Origin of the sequence: Chryseobacterium sp. (assembly GCF_008831505.1) — a bacterium.
Lineage (GTDB): Bacteria > Bacteroidota > Bacteroidia > Flavobacteriales > Weeksellaceae > Marnyiella.
In genome coordinates this window covers 757,257-779,363 of record NZ_CP044507.1, presented here as the reverse complement: position 1 = coordinate 779,363, position 22,107 = coordinate 757,257, and the positions used below count along the sequence as shown (strand labels likewise).

Below are 22,107 nucleotides of genomic sequence, written 5' to 3'. Positions count from 1 at the left end.
TATGAATGTTGATGTCTATTTTATTATTACCTCTGTTACGGTAGCCATTCTGGCTCTCGGGATCTTCATCTACCTTTTCCAGCACCGTTTTTTCTTCCAGCCGGAAAAACTTCCGCCGGATTTCAAGTTTGCCTACGAACATCTGGATGCGGAGGAGATGTCTGTATCACCTGAACCGGGGGCTGTCATCAGCTATCTTCATTTTCATGTGGAAAAACCCAAAGGTGTGGTGCTCTATCTGAAAGGAAATACCAAAAGTATCAAGGGATGGGGAAAATTTGCCATCGATTTTACCCGCCTGAATTATGAGGTGATTATGATGGATTACCGTGGTTTTGGCAAAAGCACCGGCCGCCGCACCGCGGAATCAATGAAGCGCGACTCACAATTTATCTATGATATTGCCAAAAAACGATATTCAGAAGATAAAATCATTGTATACGGCCGGTCTCTGGGAAGCGGTTTTGCAGCACGTCTGGCCTCCAAAAACAACCCGAGAATGCTGATCCTTACCTCGCCTATTTACTCGCTGCAGCGCGCCATACAGCGGTATCTGCCCTTTATGCCTGCCAAACCTTTTCTTCGATATAATTTGCCCACCTTCCATTATCTGAAAAATGTTCGCTGTCCGATAAAGATTATTCATGGCAGCGACGACCGCCTTGTACCCATAAGTACCGCAGTGGACCTTTCTGAAATCAATCCCGACCTTACTCGGCTTTATGTCATCCTGCGCGCGGGACATATTGATGTGCATCAGTTTGAGGAGTATCACCGTGTCATGGAAGAGATTTTTGAGGAAAGAAAGGTCTTTATTGATGCCGGTAAGACCAGTTTGTCCTATTCGCACAGGAAAGAATAGAGCGTAAAGCGAATCCAAACAATTATATTTGCATAACTAAAATCGCTGAATGGAGCTTCTTATCATTATTCTTCTTGTTATCCTGAACGGAATATTTTCTATGTCGGAGATGTCACTGGTCTCATCCCGTAAATTCAAACTGGAAAATGCAGGCAAAAAAGGAAGCGGGGGTGCCAGGAAAGCACTACAACTGTCTGAAAATCCCACCAAATTTCTTTCTACGGTACAAATCGGAATCACACTGATCGGAATTCTTCTGGGAGTTTACTCGGGGGAAAACCTGACCACCGATTTCCAGAATTTCCTGGCCCGAATTCCTGCCCTGGAAGCCTATTCCAAACCTCTGGCCACCACCGGGATTGTCGTATTTATCACCTACCTGTCTATCTTGCTGGGCGAATTACTGCCGAAGCGCATTGCGATGACTTTTCCTGAGCGCATTATTACCATGGTGGCCAAACCTATGGACCTGCTGTCCAAAATTACTTCACCTTTCGTATGGCTGTTAAGCACTTCCAACAACCTTATCCTTAATCTTTTGGGAATCCGGAGTAATTCGGACAGTATCATCACAGAAGAAGAAATAAAATCAATCGTAAAGGAAAGTGCGCAGGAAGGGGAGATTGAGCAGATTGAACATAATATTGTGGAGCGGGTGTTTGAACTAGGCGACAGAAAGATCAATACTTTGCTTACCCACCGTACTGCGATGACCTTCTTTAATGTGGACGACAGCCTGGAAAAGATTTTGGCAGCTATTCGCGAGGACAAGCATGCCGCTTATCCTGTTACAAGAGACAATGATATCGATGATATTATCGGTATTGTGCTGCTGAGAGACCTGTTTCCGATAGATGATCCGGAAACCTTCAGTCTGGAGCAATATCTTAAACAGCCGGTCTTCCTCAATGAAAACTACTATGCCTATAAAGTGCTTGAAATATTCAGAAAAGAGCAAAACCATTATGGTATCGTCATAGACGAATATGGCAATACAGTTGGTATGGTTACCCTGGGTGATGTACTGGATGCTTTGGTGGGCGACACAGTGACCAGTGATAATTTTGACTACCGGATTACTGAAAGAGACGAAAACTCATGGCTGGCCGACGGGCAGTATCCCATCGTGGAATTCCTGAAATATTTTGACCTTGATTTTGAATTCGACAACCGTGACAATTATACCACCCTGGTAGGTTTGTTCCTGAATGCCAACAGCGGGACCGCAAATGTAGGCGACAGAATCAGGATTGAAGACCTGGAACTGGAGATCATTGACAAGGATGGCCAGCGGGTTGATAAAATTATGATTACCAGAGTGAACAACAAATAAAAATGACCAGGCTCCTTCAATATTTCCAGGAAAAGATCGTTTTTCTGCCGTCAACTTTGCCTCGAGAACATGCCTTCGATTTCGATGTCACTTTTGAGGAGCATTTATGGGAGACACCCTTTGGAGGGGCTATAAATGCCCTTCATTTCCGAACAGAGCAGCCTGTGGGAGTTATTGTTTATTACCATGGTAATGCTGATAACCTGGCCCGCTGGGGAAACATTGCCAAGGGATTAACAGATTATGGATATGATGTGCTGGTGATGGATTATAGGGGTTACGGTAAAAGTACAGGCATTCGAAGCGAAAACATACTTTATTCGGATGCACAGTTTGTATATGAATATGCGAGAAATCTTTATGGTGAAGAAAATACGCTGGTTTATGGCCGCAGCCTTGGCGGAGCTTTCGCCGTTAAGATGGCTGCCGACAACCAACCGGCATCCGTGATCCTGGAAGCCGCTTTTTACAATCTGCAGGATGTAGTGAACCGCTGGCTCCCCGGAAAGGTAACAGACAGGGTATCGCCAAAGATGACTTATCATTTCCTGTCCAATAAATATATAAAGCAGATATCTTCACCACTTTATCATTTCCACGGCACTAAGGACAATATTGTTCCTCTGAGTTCCGGTAAAAAACTTTTCAACGTCCTGAACTCTGCACAGCCTGACCTGTTGAAAAAATTTATTGAAATTGAAGAAGGACATCATGATGATCTGGACCGGTCGCCCCTATATCAGGCTGAAATTAAACGTATTCTTCAGCAAAAAAAATAACAACAAAAACCCGTACATGATAGATTTCTGCGCCATTGATTTTGAAACGGCAACTCATGAGAGGAATTCGGCCTGTGAGATGGGCATAAGCGTGGTAGAAAATGGTGAAATTGTAAGAACGCAGACCTGGCTTATAAAACCGCCAAGTTTTCCGTGGTTTCACCCCCGTAATATTGATGTACATGGAATTACGCCGGAGGATGTTCAGGACGCCCCCACCTTTGAGGAGATCTGGCACGAGGCCGAAAATCTGATGTACGGTAATCTCATGATCGCGCACAATGCCTCGTTTGATGCGGGAGTTTTACGGAGCTGCCTGGATTACTATGGTTTCTTTAAACCTAAACTGAACTACCTGTGCAGTATTTCGCTTGCAAAAAAATCCTGGAAAAACCTGCCGCGTTACGGTCTGAAAAGTTTAGCCGAGCAGCATCAGCTTTCATTTAACCATCACCGCGCCGGCGATGATGCTGAAGTATGCGCGAAACTGTCGCTGCTTGCATTCAATAAGCTGATGGTGACGCGCAATGATGAAATTCATGAGGTGATGAAAAAAAGCATCAAAGTTCTGTAACCACGTGGTTAGTTACTGAGTACCTGCGCCATCAGATTAAATTTCGGAATATCAATTTCAAGGGCTTCCCCCGTTTCCGTATTGATGCAGTAATATCTTCCGGTCATATTTCCTACGCCCGAACGGATCATGACGTTTGAGAAATATTTAAACTCTTCACCTACTCCAATCTCCGGAGTCAGTCCAATCACGCCGTCTCCGTTAACTTCGGTGAAACCAAAGCCCACATCATAAATAAGCCATTGTCTTTTGAGAAGTTTTACGGGATGCGGACTCAGATTTTCAATGGTGATATTATATCGGAAAACAAAACGGTTATCCGAAGGGAAACTGTTCTTCGCATCATATTCAGGTAGTACGGTCACCTTTATTTCAGAAGTAATTTTTGAGTACATGATAACTACTTTCACTACATATTACAAAAATCCCGCCTTTAGGTAGCGGGATTTGATATTTAATGGTTTTTGCTGATATCTTAAAGTTCCAGAGCCTTTCTTTCGTCTCCGTTCATCAGGATCTCCACCGGATTATCTATACCCTCCTTTACTGCTACAAGGAATCCTACTGACTCCCTGCCGTCAATGATTCTGTGGTCATAGGACATGGCTACATACATCATCGGACGGATAACCACCTGCCCGTCTACAGCTACCGGACGCTGGATAATATTATGCATTCCCAGAATCGCAGACTGGGGCGGATTGATGATGGGTGTACTTAGCATGGAACCGAATACTCCACCGTTGGTAATGGTAAAAGTACCGCCGGTCATTTCATCTACACTGATGCCACCTTCTCTTACTTTATCGGCCAATGATTTGATGTTGGCTTCAACACCTCTGAAGGTCATGTTCTCCGCATTTCTCAGTACCGGAACCATAAGACCTTTCGGACCGGAAACCGCTATTGAAATATCGCAGAATTCATAGTTGGTCTTGAAATCACCGTCTATTGAAGCATTCACATCAGGATACATCTGCAAAGCTCGGGTAACCGCCTTCGTGAAGAAAGACATAAAGCCCAGACCTACGCCGTGTTTCTGGCTGAATTCGTCCTTGTATTGTTTTCTGATTCTGAAAATTTCAGACATATCCACCTCATTGAAGGTAGTAAGCATGGCCGTTTCATTCTTTACGGAAACAAGTCTTCCTGCCAGTTTTCTTCTGAGCATAGAAAGTTTGGTTCTGCTGACCGCACGGCTTCCACCGGTTGATGAGGCCGATCCCATTGCAGGAACGGCAGCAGTTTCTGCGTCCTGTTTGGTGATCCTGCCGTCTTTTCCTGTACCTGAAACCTGTGAGGAGGAGATTCCTTTCTCATCAAGAATTTTCCTTGCTGCCGGAGACGGGCTTCCTGTAGCGTAAGATGCAGCAGCAGGTTTTTCCTCTTTCTTGGGTTCCTGTACAATTTCAGGTTTTTCAACGGTTTTCTGTTCAGCCTTTGGTGCTTCAGCATTTTCCGCAGTCTTATCTGCAGCAGCCGGCGCGTCAGTTGAAGGCTTGGCAGCATCCACATCAATAAGGCAGACAACCTGCCCAACCTGAACTACTTCCCCCTCCTCAGCTTTCAGCGTAATAATACCGCTCTGTTCTGCAGGAAGTTCCAATGTAGCTTTATCGGAATCTACTTCTGCAATAGGCTGGTCTTTTTCTACATAATCGCCGTCCTGAACCAACCAGGTTGCAATTTCAACTTCGGTGATGGATTCTCCCGGGGAGGGAACTTTCATTTCTAATATTGACATCGTTGATATTTTTGTTAAATTTTAAATCGATTAGGCAGTTACCGGTCTCTTTGCAGGTTCGTCCTTACGGTCAAAAACCCTGTTTATAATTGTATTTTGATTTCTTTCGAACATTTTGTGACTTCCCGGTGCTGGTGTACCGCTTGGAACCGGCGCAATAACCTCAATTCCCTGTTCGCGGAAATTCCTTAAAATATACGTCCAGGCACCCATGTTTTCGGGCTCTTCCTGAGCCCAGATCAGTTGTTTGCGGTTACTGTATTTTGCCAGGATTTCTTCTACCTTATCCTGTTGCAGCGGATAAAGCTGCTCCAGTCTTACAAGTGCTATATTCTCACAGGCCAGTTCTTCTTTCTTCGCCAGAAGTTCATAATAAAGCTTACCCGTACAAAGCACCAGTTTTTCCACTTTTGAAGCTTCGGCCTGGGCATCATCCAGAATGGGCTGGAAACTTCCCTGTGCAAGATCTTCCAGCGGCGACACAACGCGTGGATGTCTGAGCAGCGACTTTGGCGTCATCACCACCAGTGGTTTACGGAAATTGAATTTCAGCTGTCTTCTAAGCAGGTGGAAATAGTTGGCTGGCGTAGTACAGTTGGCCACTATCATATTTTCATTGGCACAAAGGGTAAGGAAACGCTCCAAACGCGCCGAAGAGTGCTCGGCACCCTGACCTTCGGATCCGTGTGGCAGAAGCATCACAAGACCATTCTGGATTTTCCATTTTTCCTCGGCGGCAGCCAGATATTGGTCTACAATAATCTGGGCACCATTAACAAAGTCACCAAACTGAGCTTCCCAAATCGTCAGCGTATTTGGAGAGGCCATGGCATAACCGTAATCAAAACCTAAAACAGCATACTCGGAAAGGTGCGAGTTAAATACGTCAAATCTGCTGTCAGAAATATGTTTCAGCGGGATAAATTCTTCCTCAGTATCTTCCGTTTTCACTACGGCGTGACGGTGGGAGAAGGTACCTCTTTCCACATCCTCACCGGAGATCCGTACGTTATTACCTTCTGTAAGAAGCGTGGCATAAGCAAGCCATTCACCCAGTGCCCAGTCCAGGGAGTTGGCCTCAATCATCTTTTTACGTGTTTCGTATAGACGGGTAATTTTGTTGATGAATTTCTTGTCGGACGGAAGTGTTGACATTTTAACCGCCAGTTCCTTCAGCTGACCCAGGTCATAAGTCGTATCCACCGAATTCTGCATTCCGCCTCTCGGACAAAGCGGGAAGGATTTCCAGTCGTCTTCCATAAAGATGTCCATGGTATTCCTTTCAATCTCCTTGGATGCATCAAAATCCTCATCAAGTAGTGCCTTAAATTCAGTTTCCATTTTCTTCAGCACCTCATCCGAAACGATATTTTCCTTTTTAAGCTCAGCCTTATAGATTTCCCTTGGATTAGGATGCTTGGAAATGGATTTATACAGGTTAGGCTGTGTAAAACGGGGTTCATCGCCTTCGTTATGACCATATTTTCTGTAACCCAACAGGTCTATGTACACATCTTTTCCGAACTGTGCCCGGAAGTCGGCCGCAAAGCGCATGGCATGAACTACAGCTTCCACATCGTCCGCATTGATGTGCATTACCGGAGATTCGGTTACTTTGGCAATATCTGTACAGTAGGTAGATGAACGTGCATCCAGATAGTTTGTGGTAAAGGAAACCTGGTTGTTCACCACTATGTGAACTGTCCCACCGGTTTTGTATCCTTCCAGCGTCATCATCTGGGCAATCTCATAAACGATACCCTGTCCGGCAATAGCACCGTCGCCATGAATAACGATAGGCAGTACTTTTTTGTAATCTTTGTATTTATCATCCACTTTGGCGCGGCAGATACCTTCTACCAAAGCCGCAACCGTTTCCAGGTGCGAAGGGTTGGGTGTCAGGTTAATGGAAACTTCCTCGCCGGAAGCAGTCTTCACTTTTTTGGATGATCCGAGGTGATACTTCACGTCACCGGAAAATACATCTTCCTCAAATTCTTTACCTTCGAACTCGGAGAAAATCTGCTTGTAAGACTTACCGAATATATTGGTCAGTACATTCAGACGGCCACGGTGTGCCATACCAAGTACCACTTCGTCCACACCTAACTGGGAAGACCGGCTGATGAGCTGGTCCAGCGCCGGGATCAATGATTCACCCCCTTCCAGTGAGAATCTTTTCTGACCTACAAATTTGGTATGAAGGTAATTCTCAAAAGCAACAGCCTGGTTAAGTTTATGCAGGATCTCAGTTTTCTCTTCAGCAGTAAGCTGTGCATGATTTTCATTCACCTGAAGCCATTCGCGGATAAACTTCTTCTCCTCCTCATTATTGATGTGCATATACTCCACACCGATCGATTCGCAGTATATTTTCCGCAGATGGTCTATGATCTGCTGCAGTGTAGCCGCGCCGCTGAGTCCTGTCTCGGCCGCCGAATTGAATTTTACGTTCAGATCTGCCTGTGTAAGTCCGAAGTTTTCAATATCGAGAGTTGGCTCATAATGTCTTCTTTCGCGTACCGGATTGGTATTGGTAAAGAGATGTCCACGGTGCCTGTAAGCTTCAATCAGATTCAGCACCTTAAACTCCTTTTTGATGTCTTCGGGGATTTCTGTACCGGTAATTCCGCCGGAAACTGCTGCTACACTTGCCGGCGCTGCCTGCTCCATACCTGCTTCTTCATCCGCATAACTCTCAAGCGCGAAATCAAAGCCCTGAAAAAAGGATTTCCAGGAAGGTTCTACAGAATCGGGATATTTTAAATATTGTTGGTACAGGTCTTCAATTAACTGCGAATGAGCAGCGTTCAGGAATGAAAATTTATCCATTATGACAGTAAATCTGTGTTAGTGTTTATAGTAAAATATAAACGTCAAATTTAATAAAAAAAAGCGAGTTGTAAACCGCTTTCAATCAAATTTATCTATCGTGGCGGTATACCTTCGTTTGCTACCTGAATACTGGTAAAATCAGCTTCATCCGTACGTTATTTTCCGTTTCGGGAATCTCCAAAAACACCTGCTGAAGATCTCCGTGACGGACATTTTCTGTTTTTGCGTTCTGAAGCAGCTTTTGTATGGCACGCACGCGTCCGCTGTACGAACCTTCGTAATAAATTACATAAGACAAGGTTTCGTTAAGGGTTCTGAAAGAAAAGCTGTTGTCCGAGATGCCTACTCTTTTTGAAAGTGGAATGCCCAGGAAATAAGAGATGTCCTTGTCTTTGAAATTATCGGCGTCGGTAATGAGAACCGCATATCCAAACTCATCGTCACGTTTATCCAGGTCATTCAGCACAAAATTATATATTTTGTTGTGGTTGAGCACAATATTGCGGAAAAGCGCATCTTTGCTGCCGGAGGACGAAACATTGATTCCCAGTAAAAGCTGGCCCTCCTGCTGTTCCACCATCAGGCTGTCATATTTTATACTGCTGATCAGCTCATCCTTCTCCACCTTGTTGCTCAGCAAACCATTGAGGTTGGCCATGCTTCTGTTCAGATTTTCTGTGAATTCATCTTCTGTCCACAGGTTGGTGATCCGCGTGAACAGTTTCTGTTTGGGCGTATGGATGTTCCAGATGATGCGTGTTTTTTGCGGCCCTGATCTGATGAATTTTATGTCGATAAGTGTGGGATTGCTTTCTTTGCCCTCAAAAACCTGCATGCGCAGGGTGCGTTCCGGGTTGTGATACCTGATGAACAGCTCACCACTCCTGTCATTTGCTTCATCTTTGAAACTTATCGCAGCATCCTTGCCCTCATAAGGCCGGTAGTATTCAATTCTCATGGTCCGCGACGAGGAAAAGTAATCATTCCAGCGCGTAAAATTCTGCAGACGGTTAAACTGCGGAAAAACCTTCTCGACAGGATAATTAATTTCTTTCTCTACCTTGAAGCTGTTACTTTCTTCAACAAAGTAATACATCACGGCGGCATAGATACCCAGAATCAGAACGATAACAAGGAGACCAAATTTGATAATTCGCATGCGCAAAAATAGGTAATTTTTCAGGCAAAAAGACATGCTGACCTACCTTCCGGTTATGAACCGGGAGGTGAATCTTCCGGAAAAAAAGATTTATGGAATATGGGTCCCGGCGGGTATCACAGCACCTTTTTTCAGCACTACTATTCCCTCCTTGATGGAATGGGTCTCAAAATCGCCGTCCGGCACATGATGCCCGCCGATAATGCGGACGTTATCGCCAATTGCGCAGTTCTTATCAATAATAGCGCGCTCTATATAGCAATATTTCCCAATACCCAGGTTAGGCCGGCCCTGCTGATCATTTTTTACAATCTCATCTGTAGGCTGATAGTAATCAGTACCCATAATATAGGAATTGACCACTGTGCTTCCTTTGTCAATGCGGGTACGGTTGCCGACGATTGAATTTTCAATCTTATCAGCCATTACGATACAGCCGTCACCAAAGACGGCTTTACTCACATAGGAACCCATAATTTTTGATGGCGGAAGCATGCGTGCCCTGGTAAAAATCGGTGAGGTACTGAACAGGTTAAATTTCGGGAAATCCTGACAAAGGTCAATATTAGCTTCATAGAAGCTCTGAATGGTTCCGATATCAGTCCAGTAACCTTCATACTGATAACTCATCATCTTGAGCCTTCCAATGGAAGCCGGAATAATGTCTTTACCGAAATCATCGCCGGAATTCTCCTCAAACAGGGTACGCAGAACATTTTTGCTGAAAACATAAATACCCATAGACGCCAGGTAATCCTTGCCTTCACTGTGGCTTTTTTCGGACACCTCAGATTTCCAGTCGACCAACATTTCCGGCAAAGGCTTCTCAATAAAAGAGGTGATGTTACCGCTGTCATCGGATTTAAGGATCCCGAATCCTGTCGCATCCTTCGCGTTCACAGGAATGGTGGCTATGGTAATATCAGCATCATTTTCGCAGTGGAAATCGATCATCTGGCGAAAATTCATCTGGTAAAGCTGATCACCCGACAATACAAGTATATAATCATAATCATACTTGCTAAGGTGCTTCATGGACTGGCGTACCGCATCCGCGGTGCCCTGATACCAGCTCTCGTTGCCTACATTCTGTTCTGCAGCCAGAATATCCACAAAACCTTTGCTGAAAATATCAAAATGATAAGAATTCTTGATATGAGAATTGAGGGACGCCGAATTAAACTGTGTAAGGACAAGAATCTTATTATAACCGGAATTGAGGCAGTTGGAGATCGGAATATCAACCAACCTGTATTTACCCGCAATAGGAACTGCAGGTTTTGACCGGGAATCCGTAAGTGGAAACAGGCGGGTACCGCGACCTCCTCCCAACACGATTGATATTACATTTGCTTTCATATTTATCTGTTTTTTCAGCTGCTTTAACTCAGCTTTTCATGCCGGTTCAAGAGAACCTATTTTCTGTATAAATCTACATAATTTTCCGCAGACTTGTCCCAGGAGAAATCGAAATTCATATTGGAACTTATTAAATGCCGCATCAGTTCTTTGTCGTGATACATATGAACCGCACGCTTTATGGCATGCACTGCGGCCCCGGCAGTTGCCTCCCCAAAATTAAGACCGGCACCGCCGGTAGTGATATCCTGAACCGTGTCCCGAAGGCCTCCGGTATATCTTACCACAGGAACAGTCCCGTAGCGCATGGCGTACATCTGATTCAGGCCGCAGGGTTCAACCCGGGACGGCATTAGCAGAAAATCGGCCGAAGCATATATTTTGTGAGACAGATATTCTTTGTATCCGAGATCCAGCGCAAAATTAGAGAAGTGAACAGCCAAATCACTAAGCCTCATTTCGGTATGATCTTCACCCGAACCCAGAACCATGATGTTTAGAGCTCCGTAGGTTTCCTGAATACTCTGAACAATGATATCCGGAAGCAAATCTGCTCCCTTTTCGCCGGCAAAGCGGCCAATGAAGCCAATCAGAGGTAAATCAGGATTTAAACCGTACTCCGCACAGAGTTTCTTTTTGTTTTCCCATTTGCCAGCAACAGCGTTGGCAGTGCTGTAATTTTTATCCAAATACTCATCCGTGGCGGGATTCCAGAGTTCGGTATCAATTCCGTTGATGATTCCGTAGGCTTTTTGTTGTTCCTGCTGAACGAGACTTTCCAGACCTCTAAAATTTTGGTAGAGCTCACCGAGATATCCGTTAGAAACAGCATTGAAGGCATGGCAACATTTAATCATGGTCGCCAGCGGATTGATAAATCCATCCCAGTCCAGGATGCGCAGATCGGTACTGCTGTCTATCCAGGGGAAGTAATCAAGCATTTCCCACCTCATTTGCCCCTGATACTCACCGTTGTGTATAGTGCCAATCGTTTTTACCCCCTTCAGGAAATAAAATTCGGGGCAGTTTTCAATCATAAAAGGAACAAGTCCGGTATGGTAGTCATGACAGTGCAGTACGTCCGGTCGGATTTTGGCTGTAGTTAACCAATGAAGCACCGCCTGCTGAAAGGCCAGGAACTGATAGCTTTCATCATGGTACCCATAGGGATTGTCACGGTCCAGCAACCCGGGGATCTGTATCAGATACAAACCAAAACCAAGCCTATCGCCTTCTTCCTTAAGTACATGAATTCGCAGCTGGTTGGGACCCTGATAGATGTGACCGTCAAATACAGCAGTAAAGTGACCGTCATGCACGTAAGGTTTATTGTACCAAGGCATTACCACGCTTGCAGTAATACCGGGCAATTTGTTCTGGTATTTGGGCAGTGCGCCCACCACATCCGCCAGTCCGCCCACTTTGGCTATGGGAAAACATTCCATGGAGAGATGATAAACATCCATATAATCTTTTTCGTGTTTAATTAAGTAGCCGGTTTACACCGGACTGTTGCAATTCATTCCTTTTTCTTGCCGGAATTACTTGAATTAGCAGCCTTTGCGGGCATATTTTTTTCTTTTTCAGAAGAAACCTCTGCCGGGCCGGAAACGCGGTTATCCTCAAGCGTCTTTGAATCGATTTTCTGTTCTGTCTTATCGCCCAGAACTGAGCTGGATGAAATCACCGCAGAGCCCGGCTTCTTAGCCATACTCTTCTTTACCGGTTTTTTTAATGTTTTTACAGCAGTTGATTTCGCCTGACGGGCAGGTTTCTTAGCCTGCTGAAGTTCAATGGTCTTCGCATCGATTTTCTTTTCACTGTCGGCTGTACTTTCGGAACCGGCAAACAAACCCGGCTTTTTATCTTTCTTAGGTGCTGTCATTTTTTCTGAAGTATTAATTTTCTTGTCAGATTTACTTAAAGCGCGCCGCCGACGCACCTCTGATGGTTTTTGTTGTTGGCGAAGTATTACCGCCGCCAGCGGGGGCAAACTTAATACGATGGCATTGGGCCGGTACATCCACTCATCATCCTCTTCGTCCAATACCAGCGCAGGCGCGCCGCTGCCGCCATACTTCGGGTCATCGGTATTCATCACAATTTCCCAGGAGGTACCCTCATTCACGCCGATTTTATAATCCATCACCCTGGGCGTCAGATTTAACACGGTCATCAGCACCTCTTCATCCCGCTGACCTTTGCGCAGATAAACAAAAACACTGTTGGCACCGTCATTAGCTTCCACCCATTCAAAACAGGAAGGAGCGAACTGGTTCTTATGCAGCGCGGGCTCAGCATGATAAAGCAGATTGAGGTCTTTCACCAGCTGTTGCATTCCTTTGTGATAATTATGCTCTAGCAAATGCCAGTCCAGTGAAGCGTTAAACTTCCATTCGGCGGTCTGTGCGAACTCATTTCCCATAAACAGCAGTTTGGCCCCGGGATGCGTGAACATATAGGCGTAGAGTGCCCGAAGGTTGGCAAATTTCTGCCATTCATCGCCCGGCATTTTATAAATCATGCTCGCCTTGCCATGAACCACCTCATCATGCGACAGGGGCATCATATAATTGGCCTTGAAAACGTAAGCCGACGAGAAAGTAATTTTATTGTGTTCAAATTTACGGTTAATGGGGTCTTCCTTAAAGTATTTCAGGGTGTCGTGCATCCAGCCCATCATCCATTTCATACCAAAACCAACACCTCCGTCATGAACAGGCGTTGTAAGCAGAGGAAAATCCGAGCTTTCCTCGGCAATTGTAAGCACGTCCGGAAAATCCCGGTAAACAGCTGTATTAAACTCCTGCAGGAAGGCTTTGGCCTCAAGGTTCACATTTCCCCCGAACATATTGGGAATCCATTCACCCGGTTCGCGTGCGTAATCCAGATGAAGCATTGAGGTTACTGCATCTACCCGAAGACCGTCTGCATGGTATCTGTCCAGCCAGAACATGGCATTGGAAATGAGGAAAGATTTCACTTCGGGACGGCCGTAATTAAACAGATGTGAATTCCATTGCGGATGGAAACCCTGGCGCGGATCTTCGTGCTCGTACAGATAAGTGCCGTCGAACAGGTGGAGTCCGTTGGCATCGCCGGGAAAATGGGACGGCACCCAGTCCAGGATCACTCCAATATTGTTTTTATGAAGCTCATCGATCAGGAACATAAGGTCCTGAGGTGCCCCAAAACGCGAATTGGCAGCAAAAAAACCTGTAATCTGATACCCCCAGCTGGGTTCATACGGATGCTCCATCACGGGCATCAGTTCCACATGGGTAAAACCCATCTCAGTAATATATGGAACCAGCCTTTCTGCTATTTCACGGTAGCTCAGGAAACGTCCGGGATCGTCTGTGCCGCGCATCCACGAACCCAAATGCATTTCATATACAGAAATCGGCGCGTCCAGACAGTTGTTTTTATGCCTGTTTGACATCCATTCAGCGTCATTCCATTCGTACCAGGTGGTTGATACCAGTGAGGCTGCCTGCACATTCTGTTCGAAACTAAGCGCATAAGGATCACTCTTTTCCAGCAATGCACCGGTTTTGGTCCGAATGGCATATTTGTACTTTATACCCCATTTAATGCCCGGGATGAATCCTTCCCAAATACCGGAGCCGTCCCACCTGGGAAACAGTTTATGCAGTTCCGGATTCCACGAATTAAAATCCGCAATTACGGAAACTTCCTCAGCATGTGGTGCCCAAACCGAAAAATAAGTTCCGGACTTGCCGTCCTGATCAGTTTCATGGGAACCGAACTTATCATATAACCGGCAATGCTTGCCTTCACGAAAAAGGTAAATGTCATGCGCGGTGAACCGTGAGTAGGGATATACATTCTGCATAATTATAGTACTAGGGTTGCTGAAAGGCCGTAAACCGGTTTGAAGTATTTCTTTCAAAAATACATTAAAATTTCCAGGTTTTGCTGCAAAACTGAGATGTGCTAACAAACAGCATCATCTTCTGCAACGGTTTTTTATCTTTACTTTTGAAACTGTAACAGCAGCTGATGAAATTCAACCTTATTTCTGCCGAAAAAGACAGCCGGCCTGTCTATATTACCGGCAACTTCAACAACTGGGATCCCCGTGATGGGGACTTTCAGCTGGAGCTCCTGGCTGATGGCAAATACACCATAGACATTCCGGACCACCTTCTGCCGGAGAACATAGAATATAAATTTACAAAAGGCGGCTGGGAAAATGTAGAAATTGACCGTTACGGCAATATCACGCATAACCGAAAGATCCAAAAAGCTGAAGAAACAGAAGACATTGTTGAGAAATGGCGTGAAAACTGGGCTCCTTTCAAAAAAGAATATTTTCCTGTTATTGAACTTATCAGTGATGAATTTGCCATACCCCAGCTACAGAAAACCCGCAAGATTTGGGCATTGCTTCCCTATAATTATTATAAAAGCAACCGCCGCTACCCTGTTCTTTATCTTCAGGACGCACAGAACCTGTTCCACGAAGGGTCTGAATTCGGAAACTGGGAAATAGACAGGAAATTATCTCTTCTGGCAGAATACGGCCGCGGCGAAGTCATCATCATTGCCATTGAAAACGGCCGTCAGGACCGCATCAACGAGTACATCCTGGAGCCCCATGCTCTTGCTGAAGATGCGGAAGGTAAAAAATACATACGTTTTCTCGCCGACACCCTTAAACCTTATATAGACCAAATGTACCGTACCCAACCGGAGCGCGAATTCACGGGAATTGGCGGCAGCTCGCTGGGTGGCCTTATCAGCATATATGGTGGATTTCTCTATCCGGAGGTTTATTCCAAACTGATGATTTTCTCTCCCTCGCTTTGGGTAAACCCCGATTATGATTTCCCGATGATGAACTTTAAATCGCCCTACAAAACCAGGATCTACATGTATGGAGGACTGAAGGAAGGTGGGGAGATGGCGGAGCGGATGAAGGAATTTGAAAAGCGCATGGAATGGTCGGAGAATCAGTACTCCGTCCAGTTTGAATTCAGGATGAGCTTCAACCCGGAAGGTGCACATCAGGAATTTTACTGGTCGCAGGAATTTCCGCGGGCCGTGGAATGGCTTTTCTTTGATTCCGGTGACGATCCAAAAGAATTTGCCGAAAAAGCGGCATCAGCTGCGAATACAGACACAGAGAATTTATAACTATCGATCATTCATGAATATTACTATTAAAAAACAGGCCGGTGACCAAAAAAACATCAGGCAACACTTTATTTTCGTAACCGAACAGCAGTGGAAAGAACACGGTAAACCTTATCAAAAATCCACCGGTGACCAGTTTTCAGCTAAGAAAGAGGAAACTTTCACTACGGTCAGTGATAATAAAGTGACCTTCTTCATAGGTCTTGGCAATGACCCTAAGGACTATGAAGTGCAGGAAACCGCAGCCCGGTTTTCGTGGAGTTTCCGGAACAAAATAAAATCTGAGCCTACACAACTCACCTACCTCAACCAATCGAATGATAATATTAAAACTGTGATTACCGGCCTCTTCCTGGGCACCTATGAATATCCCTTCAATAGCCAGCATCCGTTTCTTGCTGAACACTTCCAGTTAATTTGCGATGCAGACACCTACCTGCCTGATACTGTTCAAGTGGAAGTTATGGCTTTATGCGAAGGCGAATTTGCCTGTCGGGAATGGCTGAACAAACCTCAGAACCATAAAAAGGTGCATCACTTAACACAGTTTCTCTCTGAAATATCTGAGAAATATGGACTGAAGAAAACGGTCTTTAACCGGGAAGAATGTGAGAAACTGGGCTTGGGTGCATTTCTGTCTGTAAACCAGGGCAGTGCCCAGGATTGTGCATTTACCATTCTTCAATATAATTGTGGCGTAGCGGATGCAAAAACAATTGGACTGGTAGGCAAATGCGTCCTTTTCGATACCGGCGGTATTTCCATCAAATCATCCGACAATCTCCATTACATGAAATCCGATATGGGCGGTGCTACTGCAGTTATTGGTGCCTTGATCACGGCAGCCGAGAGAAATTTACCTGTAAATATTATCGCGGTCCTTCCGGTAACCGACAATGCCGTTTCGGCCAGCGCCTATGTTCCAAGTGACGTGGTACGCACTTATAACGGTAAGACCATTGAAGTCATCAACACCGATGCCGAAGGCCGCATGACCCTTGCCGACGGACTTTCATATCTGGCGGAAAATTACAAAACCGATATCATGATCGACCTGGCTACTCTTACCGGCAGTTCGGTACGGATGTTTGGCGGAACCTGCGGCGCTCTATTTACAAATGACCTTTCACTGGGAGCTCGCCTTCAGGAGGCGGGTGACCGTACCAATCAACGCCTCTGGAACATGCCCATGTGGGATGTCTGGTTAGACGATTTTCAGTCAGATGTTGCCGATTTCAAGAACATATCGCTGAAACCCGTTGGTGACTGTATTGTAGCCGCCAAATTTCTGGAACAGTTCACCGGTGGCCACCCAAGTTGGGCACACCTGGATATTGCAGGGGTTGCTTTCGGGTCTGTTCCCTACGCCAAAGAAAAAGCCGCCACGGGTTACGGCGTACAGCTGCTCATTAACTTTATGGAAAATATAAGTTAACTGCTTCCATAATTTAAAAAAAAGCAGTATTATTGATATATTTATAAATCAGCATGTTTTCAGGTAAAAAGGTGGTGATTTAAAATATAAACGGTTATTTTATTTCGTTTATTTCAGTCATTTCAGTAAAACACTGCACATGGAAACAAAAACGATTGTCTGCATTTCCTGTTATTTCAAGGGGTTCGATTTCATGGACGAACTCCATCTGCTGGGCAATAAGGTTATTCTGATTACCTCAGAACATCTGAAAGACAGGGCCTGGCCCTGGCATGCGATTACTGAATCTTTTTACATGAAGGAAGAAAGCTATTCAGTCTGGAATCTGGACCATCTTGTGCAGGGTTTCTCACATCTGATGCGGAGTACAAAAGTGGATGCCGTGGTGGCGTTGGATGATTATGATGTAGAGAAAGCAGCACTTATACGGGAAAATTTCCGCATTCCGGGCATGGGTCAAACCACGCACCGCTATTTCCGCGACAAACTGGCCATGCGGCAGCGCGCTCTGCACAATAATATCAGTGTACCGGAATTCACCGCTATTTTCAATGATGACGAAATAAACGGTTTCGTTGCCAAAGTGGCGGGCCCGTGGGTACTGAAGCCCCGCTCGGAAGCTTCAGCTACCGGAATCAAGAAAATAAGTGACCGTGACCATTTATGGGAAACCGTCAATAGTCTGGGGGAAGAAAGATATTTGTTTCTGCTGGAAAGCTTTAAACCCGGCGATGTCTATCATGTAGATAGCCTTACCTATCAGGGCAAAGTGCTTTTCACATCCGCTTCCAAATACCTCTCGCCACCTATGCAGGTTGCTCATGATGGTGGTGTATTCCGTTCGCAGACACTGAACCACACAACAAAGGACTTTAAAGAACTGGAAGCACTGAACAGAAAACTGCTTTTGGGATTCGGACTTATGAACGGTGCTACACACAGTGAGTTTATAAAAGGTAAAGCAGACGGCAAATGGTACTTTCTGGAAACTTCGTCACGTGTGGGCGGTGCGCACATTCCGGACTTGGTGGAGGCCTCAACAGGCATCAATATCTGGCGTGAATGGGCCCGTATGGAGGATCATCTGCTTAAAAACATACCTTATCAAATTCAGAAACCTACCGCTTTTGCCTCTGGTCTCCTGGTGGCACTTACAAATAAAAGAAATCCGGAGTATGCCGAATTTATGTGCGATGCCGTGTACAAGTTTCTCCCTATTGAAAACCATATCGGAATTGTATACAGGTCCAACGACGACCAACTGGTGAGGAAGTGTCTGGATGAAACCGCTGAGAAAGTGACCAGCCAGTACCTCTCGGTTATACCGCCAAAAGACAAACCGACTTCATAAACAATGATGCTCATAAGTTATATAATCCGTTAGCCATCTGCTTAAAACAAATGATATGACCAGCACCGAACATACAGATTACTACTCTCATATCCTGGGCATGAGCCTGAAGGTAGAAGTGACAGGACATTATGGTTATCCCATTCTTATGTTTCCCACATCCCGCGGCTCATACACCCAGAATCATGACTTTAAGCTGAATGAAAGCATCGATTTTCTGGTGAGCAGCGGCAAGGTAAAACTCTACAATATTGAAACCCTGGACTCCGAAAGCCTCTATGATAAAACCCTGAGTCCCCAGGACAGGATCTATATCTATGACCTTTGGGTGCAGTTTATGAGCCTCGAATTCATTCCTTTTATCCAAAAGTCACATCAGACCGCAAGGGTGGCGCTGGCAGGTGCGAGTTTTGGCGGCTATCATGCGGCAAACCTGGCCTTCCGGCGTCCGGATCTCGTTTCGCATCTGTTCTGCCTTAGCGGCGCTTTTACCATCCGGAATTTTATGGACGGTTACAACAGTAACCTTGTCTACTTCAACTGTCCGCGTGAGTTTGTACCTTATGATGAAGCCTGGAAATACAGACATATGCACATAGTTTTAAGCACCTCGGACCAGGACATCTGTCTGGAACAGACACGGGAAATGTCCGCTATACTCAGTGAGAAACAGATTGATCACTGGTACGACGAGCAAAAGTGGATTTCGCACGACTGGCCACTTTGGCGTATGGTATTTCCTACGTTTGTGGGAAGGTTTTTTGGATGAAACAGGCTGGAGGAAGTTTGATGATGTGAATTTGTTTTCAAAAATGATAATAGGAAGTTCTCATTCACTGAAATTAAAACAGATGGCAACGATAAGCAGGTTTGAAGATCTTGAGATATGGCAGACCGCGCGGGAATTTAGCAGGGAGGAATGTAGAATTACAGACCGAGATGTTTTAAGTCGGATGAAAGATTAAGAAGTCAGATGAAAGCCGCAAGCAGTTCAGTGACGGACAATATTGCTGAAAGATTTGAACGTGAAGACAATGCAGAGTTTAATCAAACACTCTACATCAGCAGAGGTTCAGCCTGGGGAATCAGATCGCAACTTTAGAGAGCGAATAATCAGGAATTCATAACTAAAAAAGAACTTACTGACCTTTTACAAAGACATGAAGTATTATGCGTGAAGATTAGGAATTTTATTGAATATTTAAAAACAATCGACCTAAAATGCTTTAAATACAAAAAACAATAACGGAGCGGAAAGTTGATTACAATTTTTTTTCAACTCCTTCATAAACGCTCAAACCCCTCAAAAATTCGAACATTCGAACAAATAAAATAAACCTAAAACACAAATATTATGGCAAAAAAAGTAGGAATATTATTCGGGATGGAAGACACCTTTCCATGGGAATTCATCAATAAAGTAAACGAACTGGGTAATGGTGAAGTAACCGCCGAACCCGTGATGATAGACAAACTTGAACAGGGCGCCGATTACGGTTATGCCGTGATTATAGACCGGATTTCGCAGGATGTCCCATTTTACCGCGCATACCTGAAGAATGCTGCCATATGCGGGACTTATGTCATCAACAATCCATTCTGGTGGAGTGCCGATGAGAAGTTCTTTAACAATGCGCTTATGTCCAAGATTGGTGTGCCGTTGCCTAAAACTGTGCTGCTGCCTTCAAGCTCCAGGCCGGCGGAAACTTCGGAAACATCTTTCAGGAATATGAAATTCCCGCTGGACTGGGATTACATCTTTGATTATGTGGGTTTCCCCTGCTATATGAAACCGCATGACGGTGGCGGCTGGCGCAACGTGTACCGCTGCACCGACAGGGAGGACCTTTGGCAGAAGCTGAGCGAAACCGGCGAACTTGTAATGATGGTTCAGGAAGAAATCGTATTTGATGATTACTACCGCGTGTACTGCCTGGGGCAGAAATACGTGCACATTCTGCCTTATGAACCCCGCAATCCCCACCATTTGCGCTATGCCACCGAACATCAGACCCAGGGCGCACAGCGCAAAAAACTGCTTAAAACCATTACGGATCTTACCCTGAAAATGAACAAAGCACTGGGCTATGATTTCAACACAGTGGAGTTTGCGGTTCGGGACGGAATTCCCTATGCCATCGACTTCTGCAATCCGGCGCCCGATGCCGACCGCAATTCAGTAGGCGAGGAAAACTTCGCCTGGATCGTAGAACATGCCGCAAAACTGGCCATTGAAAAGGCCAATGAATATGTGCCGGGCAAAACCAATATTGCCTGGGGAAATTTTGTTAAAGATGGGCTTGGTAAAAAATAATCCGGCTGATCCCAACTTTCTTGAAATCAGTCATTAGCATCACAAAAAACACAAATCATGCATAAATTTACAATTGGCGTCGAAGAGGAATACCAGATCATTGACGCCGAAACCCGCGACCTGGTCTCACACGTATCCAAAATCATTGAGGGCGGAAAAGCCACGCTGGAGGAGCACCTGAAACATGAGATGCACGAAAGCGTGGTGGAAATGGAAACCGGCATCTGCAACAATATCCAGGAAGTCAAGGCCGAACTTACTGATCTCCGCAAACGCCTCATTAAGGTGGCACACGAAAACAATCTGCGTGTAGCCGGCGGCGGCACACATCCCTTTTCACGATGGGAAGACAATCCCATAACCAAAGCAGAACGCTACGACAAGATTGTGAGTGACCTGGGCGATGTGGCCCGCTCCAACCTCATCTTCGGACTGCACGTGCACATCGGCATTCCGGACCGTGAAGAAGGTATCCGCATCCAAAATGTCATGCGTTATTTCCTGCCGCACGTGTACGCCCTTTCCACCAATTCGCCCTTCTGGGTAGGCAGCAACACAGGGTTCAAATCGTACCGCCAACAGGTTTTTGTAAAATTCCCGCGTACCGGGATCCCCAGCTATTTTAGTTGTGTGGCCGAATTTGACGCTTATATTAACCTCATGATCAAGACCGGAACTATAGACAATGCCAAGAAAATCTGGTGGGATTTGCGCGTTCACCCGTTCTACCCTACCATTGAATTCAGGATTTGCGATATGCCGATGCGCATAGAGGAAACCGTTTGTCTGGCTGCCATTATGCAGTGCCTGGTGGCCAAGATTTACAAACTTCACCAGCAGAACATGAGTTTCCGCAGTTACCGGCGGCTGCTGCTTACCGAAAACAAGTGGCGCGCTTCAAAGGAAGGTATCCATGCGCATCTTATTGATTTTGGCAAGGAAACAAGTGTTCCCTATGTGGATTTACTAAAGGAATTACTGGAGTTCATTGACGATGTGGCAGACGAACTTGGTTGCCGGCAGGAAGTGGAATATGCCTGGGAAATTATGAAAAACGGAACCGGCGCCGACCGGCAACTGAAGGTTTATGAGGAAACCGGATGCCTGAAAGCCGTGGTGGATTATATGATTGCCGAAACGGAGTACGGGATTACGCATCACAATGATCATCAATTAATTATATAGCCGTAATTTTGCAGGTC

Annotated in this window: 18 protein-coding genes; 11 read left to right on the top strand and 7 right to left on the bottom strand. The window is 45.4% G+C overall.

Annotation, left to right across the window (positions count from 1 at the left end):
- Position 1 precedes the first annotated feature (1 nt).
- From F7R58_RS03675 to F7R58_RS03660, 4 genes are read left to right on the top strand one after another with little or no spacing between them, the layout of a single operon-like run.
- Positions 2-862, top strand: a complete 861-nt coding sequence (locus tag F7R58_RS03675) for an alpha/beta hydrolase (RefSeq protein WP_158063597.1) — start codon at positions 2-4, stop codon at positions 860-862.
- A gap of 49 nt (positions 863-911) precedes the next feature.
- The gene (locus F7R58_RS03670) at positions 912-2,195 is read left to right on the top strand and encodes a hemolysin family protein (protein WP_158063596.1); all 1,284 of its coding nucleotides are present in this window, start codon (positions 912-914) and stop codon (positions 2,193-2,195) included.
- A gap of 2 nt (positions 2,196-2,197) precedes the next feature.
- Positions 2,198-2,974, top strand: coding sequence for an alpha/beta hydrolase (locus F7R58_RS03665; protein ID WP_158063595.1), 777 nt, complete (start codon positions 2,198-2,200; stop codon positions 2,972-2,974).
- A gap of 16 nt (positions 2,975-2,990) precedes the next feature.
- Entirely contained in the window at positions 2,991-3,548 is a 558-nt protein-coding gene (locus tag F7R58_RS03660) for a 3'-5' exonuclease (RefSeq protein WP_229723841.1), read from the top strand.
- Between the two features lie 8 nt (positions 3,549-3,556).
- On the opposite strand, the gene apaG is transcribed toward F7R58_RS03660, so the two are convergent.
- The 7 genes from apaG to glgB all read right to left on the bottom strand — a co-directional run bounded on the left by apaG (position 3,557) and on the right by glgB (position 14,501).
- Positions 3,557-3,943 (bottom strand): Co2+/Mg2+ efflux protein ApaG, encoded by a 387-nt coding sequence (gene apaG / locus F7R58_RS03655; protein WP_187695257.1) that lies wholly within the window; start codon positions 3,941-3,943, stop codon positions 3,557-3,559.
- Positions 3,944-4,023: 80 nt separating this feature from the next.
- A complete protein-coding gene (gene odhB, locus F7R58_RS03650) occupies positions 4,024-5,292 on the bottom strand; it encodes a 2-oxoglutarate dehydrogenase complex dihydrolipoyllysine-residue succinyltransferase (RefSeq protein WP_158063594.1) in 1,269 nt (422 codons plus the stop codon).
- Positions 5,293-5,322: 30 nt separating this feature from the next.
- Positions 5,323-8,124 carry a 2-oxoglutarate dehydrogenase E1 component gene (locus F7R58_RS03645; protein ID WP_158063593.1) on the bottom strand — a complete coding sequence of 934 codons (2,802 nt, stop codon included), beginning with the start codon at positions 8,122-8,124 and terminating at the stop codon, positions 5,323-5,325.
- 121 nt (positions 8,125-8,245) lie between these two features.
- Complete coding sequence (locus F7R58_RS03640; RefSeq protein WP_158063592.1) at positions 8,246-9,286, bottom strand: polyketide cyclase; 1,041 nt, start codon at positions 9,284-9,286, stop codon at positions 8,246-8,248.
- A gap of 90 nt (positions 9,287-9,376) precedes the next feature.
- Positions 9,377-10,645, bottom strand: a complete 1,269-nt coding sequence (locus tag F7R58_RS03635; protein ID WP_158063591.1) for a glucose-1-phosphate adenylyltransferase — start codon at positions 10,643-10,645, stop codon at positions 9,377-9,379.
- 56 nt (positions 10,646-10,701) lie between these two features.
- Positions 10,702-12,111, bottom strand: a complete 1,410-nt coding sequence (locus F7R58_RS03630; protein ID WP_158063590.1) for a glycogen synthase — start codon at positions 12,109-12,111, stop codon at positions 10,702-10,704.
- 53 nt (positions 12,112-12,164) lie between these two features.
- Positions 12,165-14,501 carry a 1,4-alpha-glucan branching protein GlgB gene (gene glgB / locus F7R58_RS03625; protein WP_158063589.1) on the bottom strand — a complete coding sequence of 779 codons (2,337 nt, stop codon included), beginning with the start codon at positions 14,499-14,501 and terminating at the stop codon, positions 12,165-12,167.
- Between the two features lie 167 nt (positions 14,502-14,668).
- Here glgB and F7R58_RS03620 point away from each other — a divergent pair, with 167 nt between their 5' ends.
- The 7 genes from F7R58_RS03620 (at position 14,669) to F7R58_RS03590 (ending at position 22,090) form a co-directional block, all read left to right on the top strand.
- Entirely contained in the window at positions 14,669-15,805 is a 1,137-nt protein-coding gene (locus tag F7R58_RS03620) for an alpha/beta hydrolase (RefSeq protein WP_158063588.1), read from the top strand.
- Between the two features lie 13 nt (positions 15,806-15,818).
- On the top strand, positions 15,819-17,240 hold the full coding sequence (locus F7R58_RS03615; RefSeq protein WP_158063587.1) for a leucyl aminopeptidase family protein: 1,422 nt from the start codon (positions 15,819-15,821) through the stop codon (positions 17,238-17,240).
- 139 nt (positions 17,241-17,379) lie between these two features.
- Positions 17,380-18,591 (top strand): acetyl-CoA carboxylase biotin carboxylase subunit family protein, encoded by a 1,212-nt coding sequence (locus F7R58_RS03610; RefSeq protein ID WP_158063586.1) that lies wholly within the window; start codon positions 17,380-17,382, stop codon positions 18,589-18,591.
- 55 nt (positions 18,592-18,646) lie between these two features.
- A complete protein-coding gene (locus F7R58_RS03605) occupies positions 18,647-19,360 on the top strand; it encodes an alpha/beta hydrolase-fold protein (RefSeq protein ID WP_158063585.1) in 714 nt (237 codons plus the stop codon).
- A 204-nt stretch (positions 19,361-19,564) separates the two neighbouring features.
- Positions 19,565-19,693: a four helix bundle protein gene (locus F7R58_RS13010; RefSeq protein WP_229723840.1), complete on the top strand. Its 129-nt coding sequence runs from the start codon at positions 19,565-19,567 to the stop codon at positions 19,691-19,693.
- Positions 19,694-19,945: 252 nt separating this feature from the next.
- Positions 19,946-20,905 carry a RimK family alpha-L-glutamate ligase gene (locus F7R58_RS03595; RefSeq protein ID WP_158063584.1) on the top strand — a complete coding sequence of 320 codons (960 nt, stop codon included), beginning with the start codon at positions 19,946-19,948 and terminating at the stop codon, positions 20,903-20,905.
- Between the two features lie 57 nt (positions 20,906-20,962).
- On the top strand, positions 20,963-22,090 hold the full coding sequence (locus F7R58_RS03590; protein WP_158063583.1) for a carboxylate-amine ligase: 1,128 nt from the start codon (positions 20,963-20,965) through the stop codon (positions 22,088-22,090).
- The last annotated feature ends 17 nt before the right edge of the window (positions 22,091-22,107 follow it).

What these genes read in the sequence shown, in the direction of transcription:
- F7R58_RS03675 (WP_158063597.1), top strand. Translation starts at nt 2, where the DNA reads ATGAATGTTGATGTCTATTTTATTATTACCTCTGTTACGGTAGCCATT.
- F7R58_RS03670 (WP_158063596.1), top strand. Translation starts at nt 912, where the DNA reads ATGGAGCTTCTTATCATTATTCTTCTTGTTATCCTGAACGGAATATTT.
- F7R58_RS03665 (WP_158063595.1), top strand. Translation starts at nt 2,198, where the DNA reads ATGACCAGGCTCCTTCAATATTTCCAGGAAAAGATCGTTTTTCTGCCG.
- F7R58_RS03660 (WP_229723841.1), top strand. Translation starts at nt 2,991, where the DNA reads ATGATAGATTTCTGCGCCATTGATTTTGAAACGGCAACTCATGAGAGG.
- apaG (WP_187695257.1), bottom strand. Translation starts at nt 3,943, where the DNA reads ATGTACTCAAAAATTACTTCTGAAATAAAGGTGACCGTACTACCTGAA.
- odhB (WP_158063594.1), bottom strand. Translation starts at nt 5,292, where the DNA reads ATGTCAATATTAGAAATGAAAGTTCCCTCCCCGGGAGAATCCATCACC.
- F7R58_RS03645 (WP_158063593.1), bottom strand. Translation starts at nt 8,124, where the DNA reads ATGGATAAATTTTCATTCCTGAACGCTGCTCATTCGCAGTTAATTGAA.
- F7R58_RS03640 (WP_158063592.1), bottom strand. Translation starts at nt 9,286, where the DNA reads ATGCGAATTATCAAATTTGGTCTCCTTGTTATCGTTCTGATTCTGGGT.
- F7R58_RS03635 (WP_158063591.1), bottom strand. Translation starts at nt 10,645, where the DNA reads ATGAAAGCAAATGTAATATCAATCGTGTTGGGAGGAGGTCGCGGTACC.
- F7R58_RS03630 (WP_158063590.1), bottom strand. Translation starts at nt 12,111, where the DNA reads ATGGATGTTTATCATCTCTCCATGGAATGTTTTCCCATAGCCAAAGTG.
- glgB (WP_158063589.1), bottom strand. Translation starts at nt 14,501, where the DNA reads ATGCAGAATGTATATCCCTACTCACGGTTCACCGCGCATGACATTTAC.
- F7R58_RS03620 (WP_158063588.1), top strand. Translation starts at nt 14,669, where the DNA reads ATGAAATTCAACCTTATTTCTGCCGAAAAAGACAGCCGGCCTGTCTAT.
- F7R58_RS03615 (WP_158063587.1), top strand. Translation starts at nt 15,819, where the DNA reads ATGAATATTACTATTAAAAAACAGGCCGGTGACCAAAAAAACATCAGG.
- F7R58_RS03610 (WP_158063586.1), top strand. Translation starts at nt 17,380, where the DNA reads ATGGAAACAAAAACGATTGTCTGCATTTCCTGTTATTTCAAGGGGTTC.
- F7R58_RS03605 (WP_158063585.1), top strand. Translation starts at nt 18,647, where the DNA reads ATGACCAGCACCGAACATACAGATTACTACTCTCATATCCTGGGCATG.
- F7R58_RS13010 (WP_229723840.1), top strand. Translation starts at nt 19,565, where the DNA reads ATGAAAGCCGCAAGCAGTTCAGTGACGGACAATATTGCTGAAAGATTT.
- F7R58_RS03595 (WP_158063584.1), top strand. Translation starts at nt 19,946, where the DNA reads ATGGCAAAAAAAGTAGGAATATTATTCGGGATGGAAGACACCTTTCCA.
- F7R58_RS03590 (WP_158063583.1), top strand. Translation starts at nt 20,963, where the DNA reads ATGCATAAATTTACAATTGGCGTCGAAGAGGAATACCAGATCATTGAC.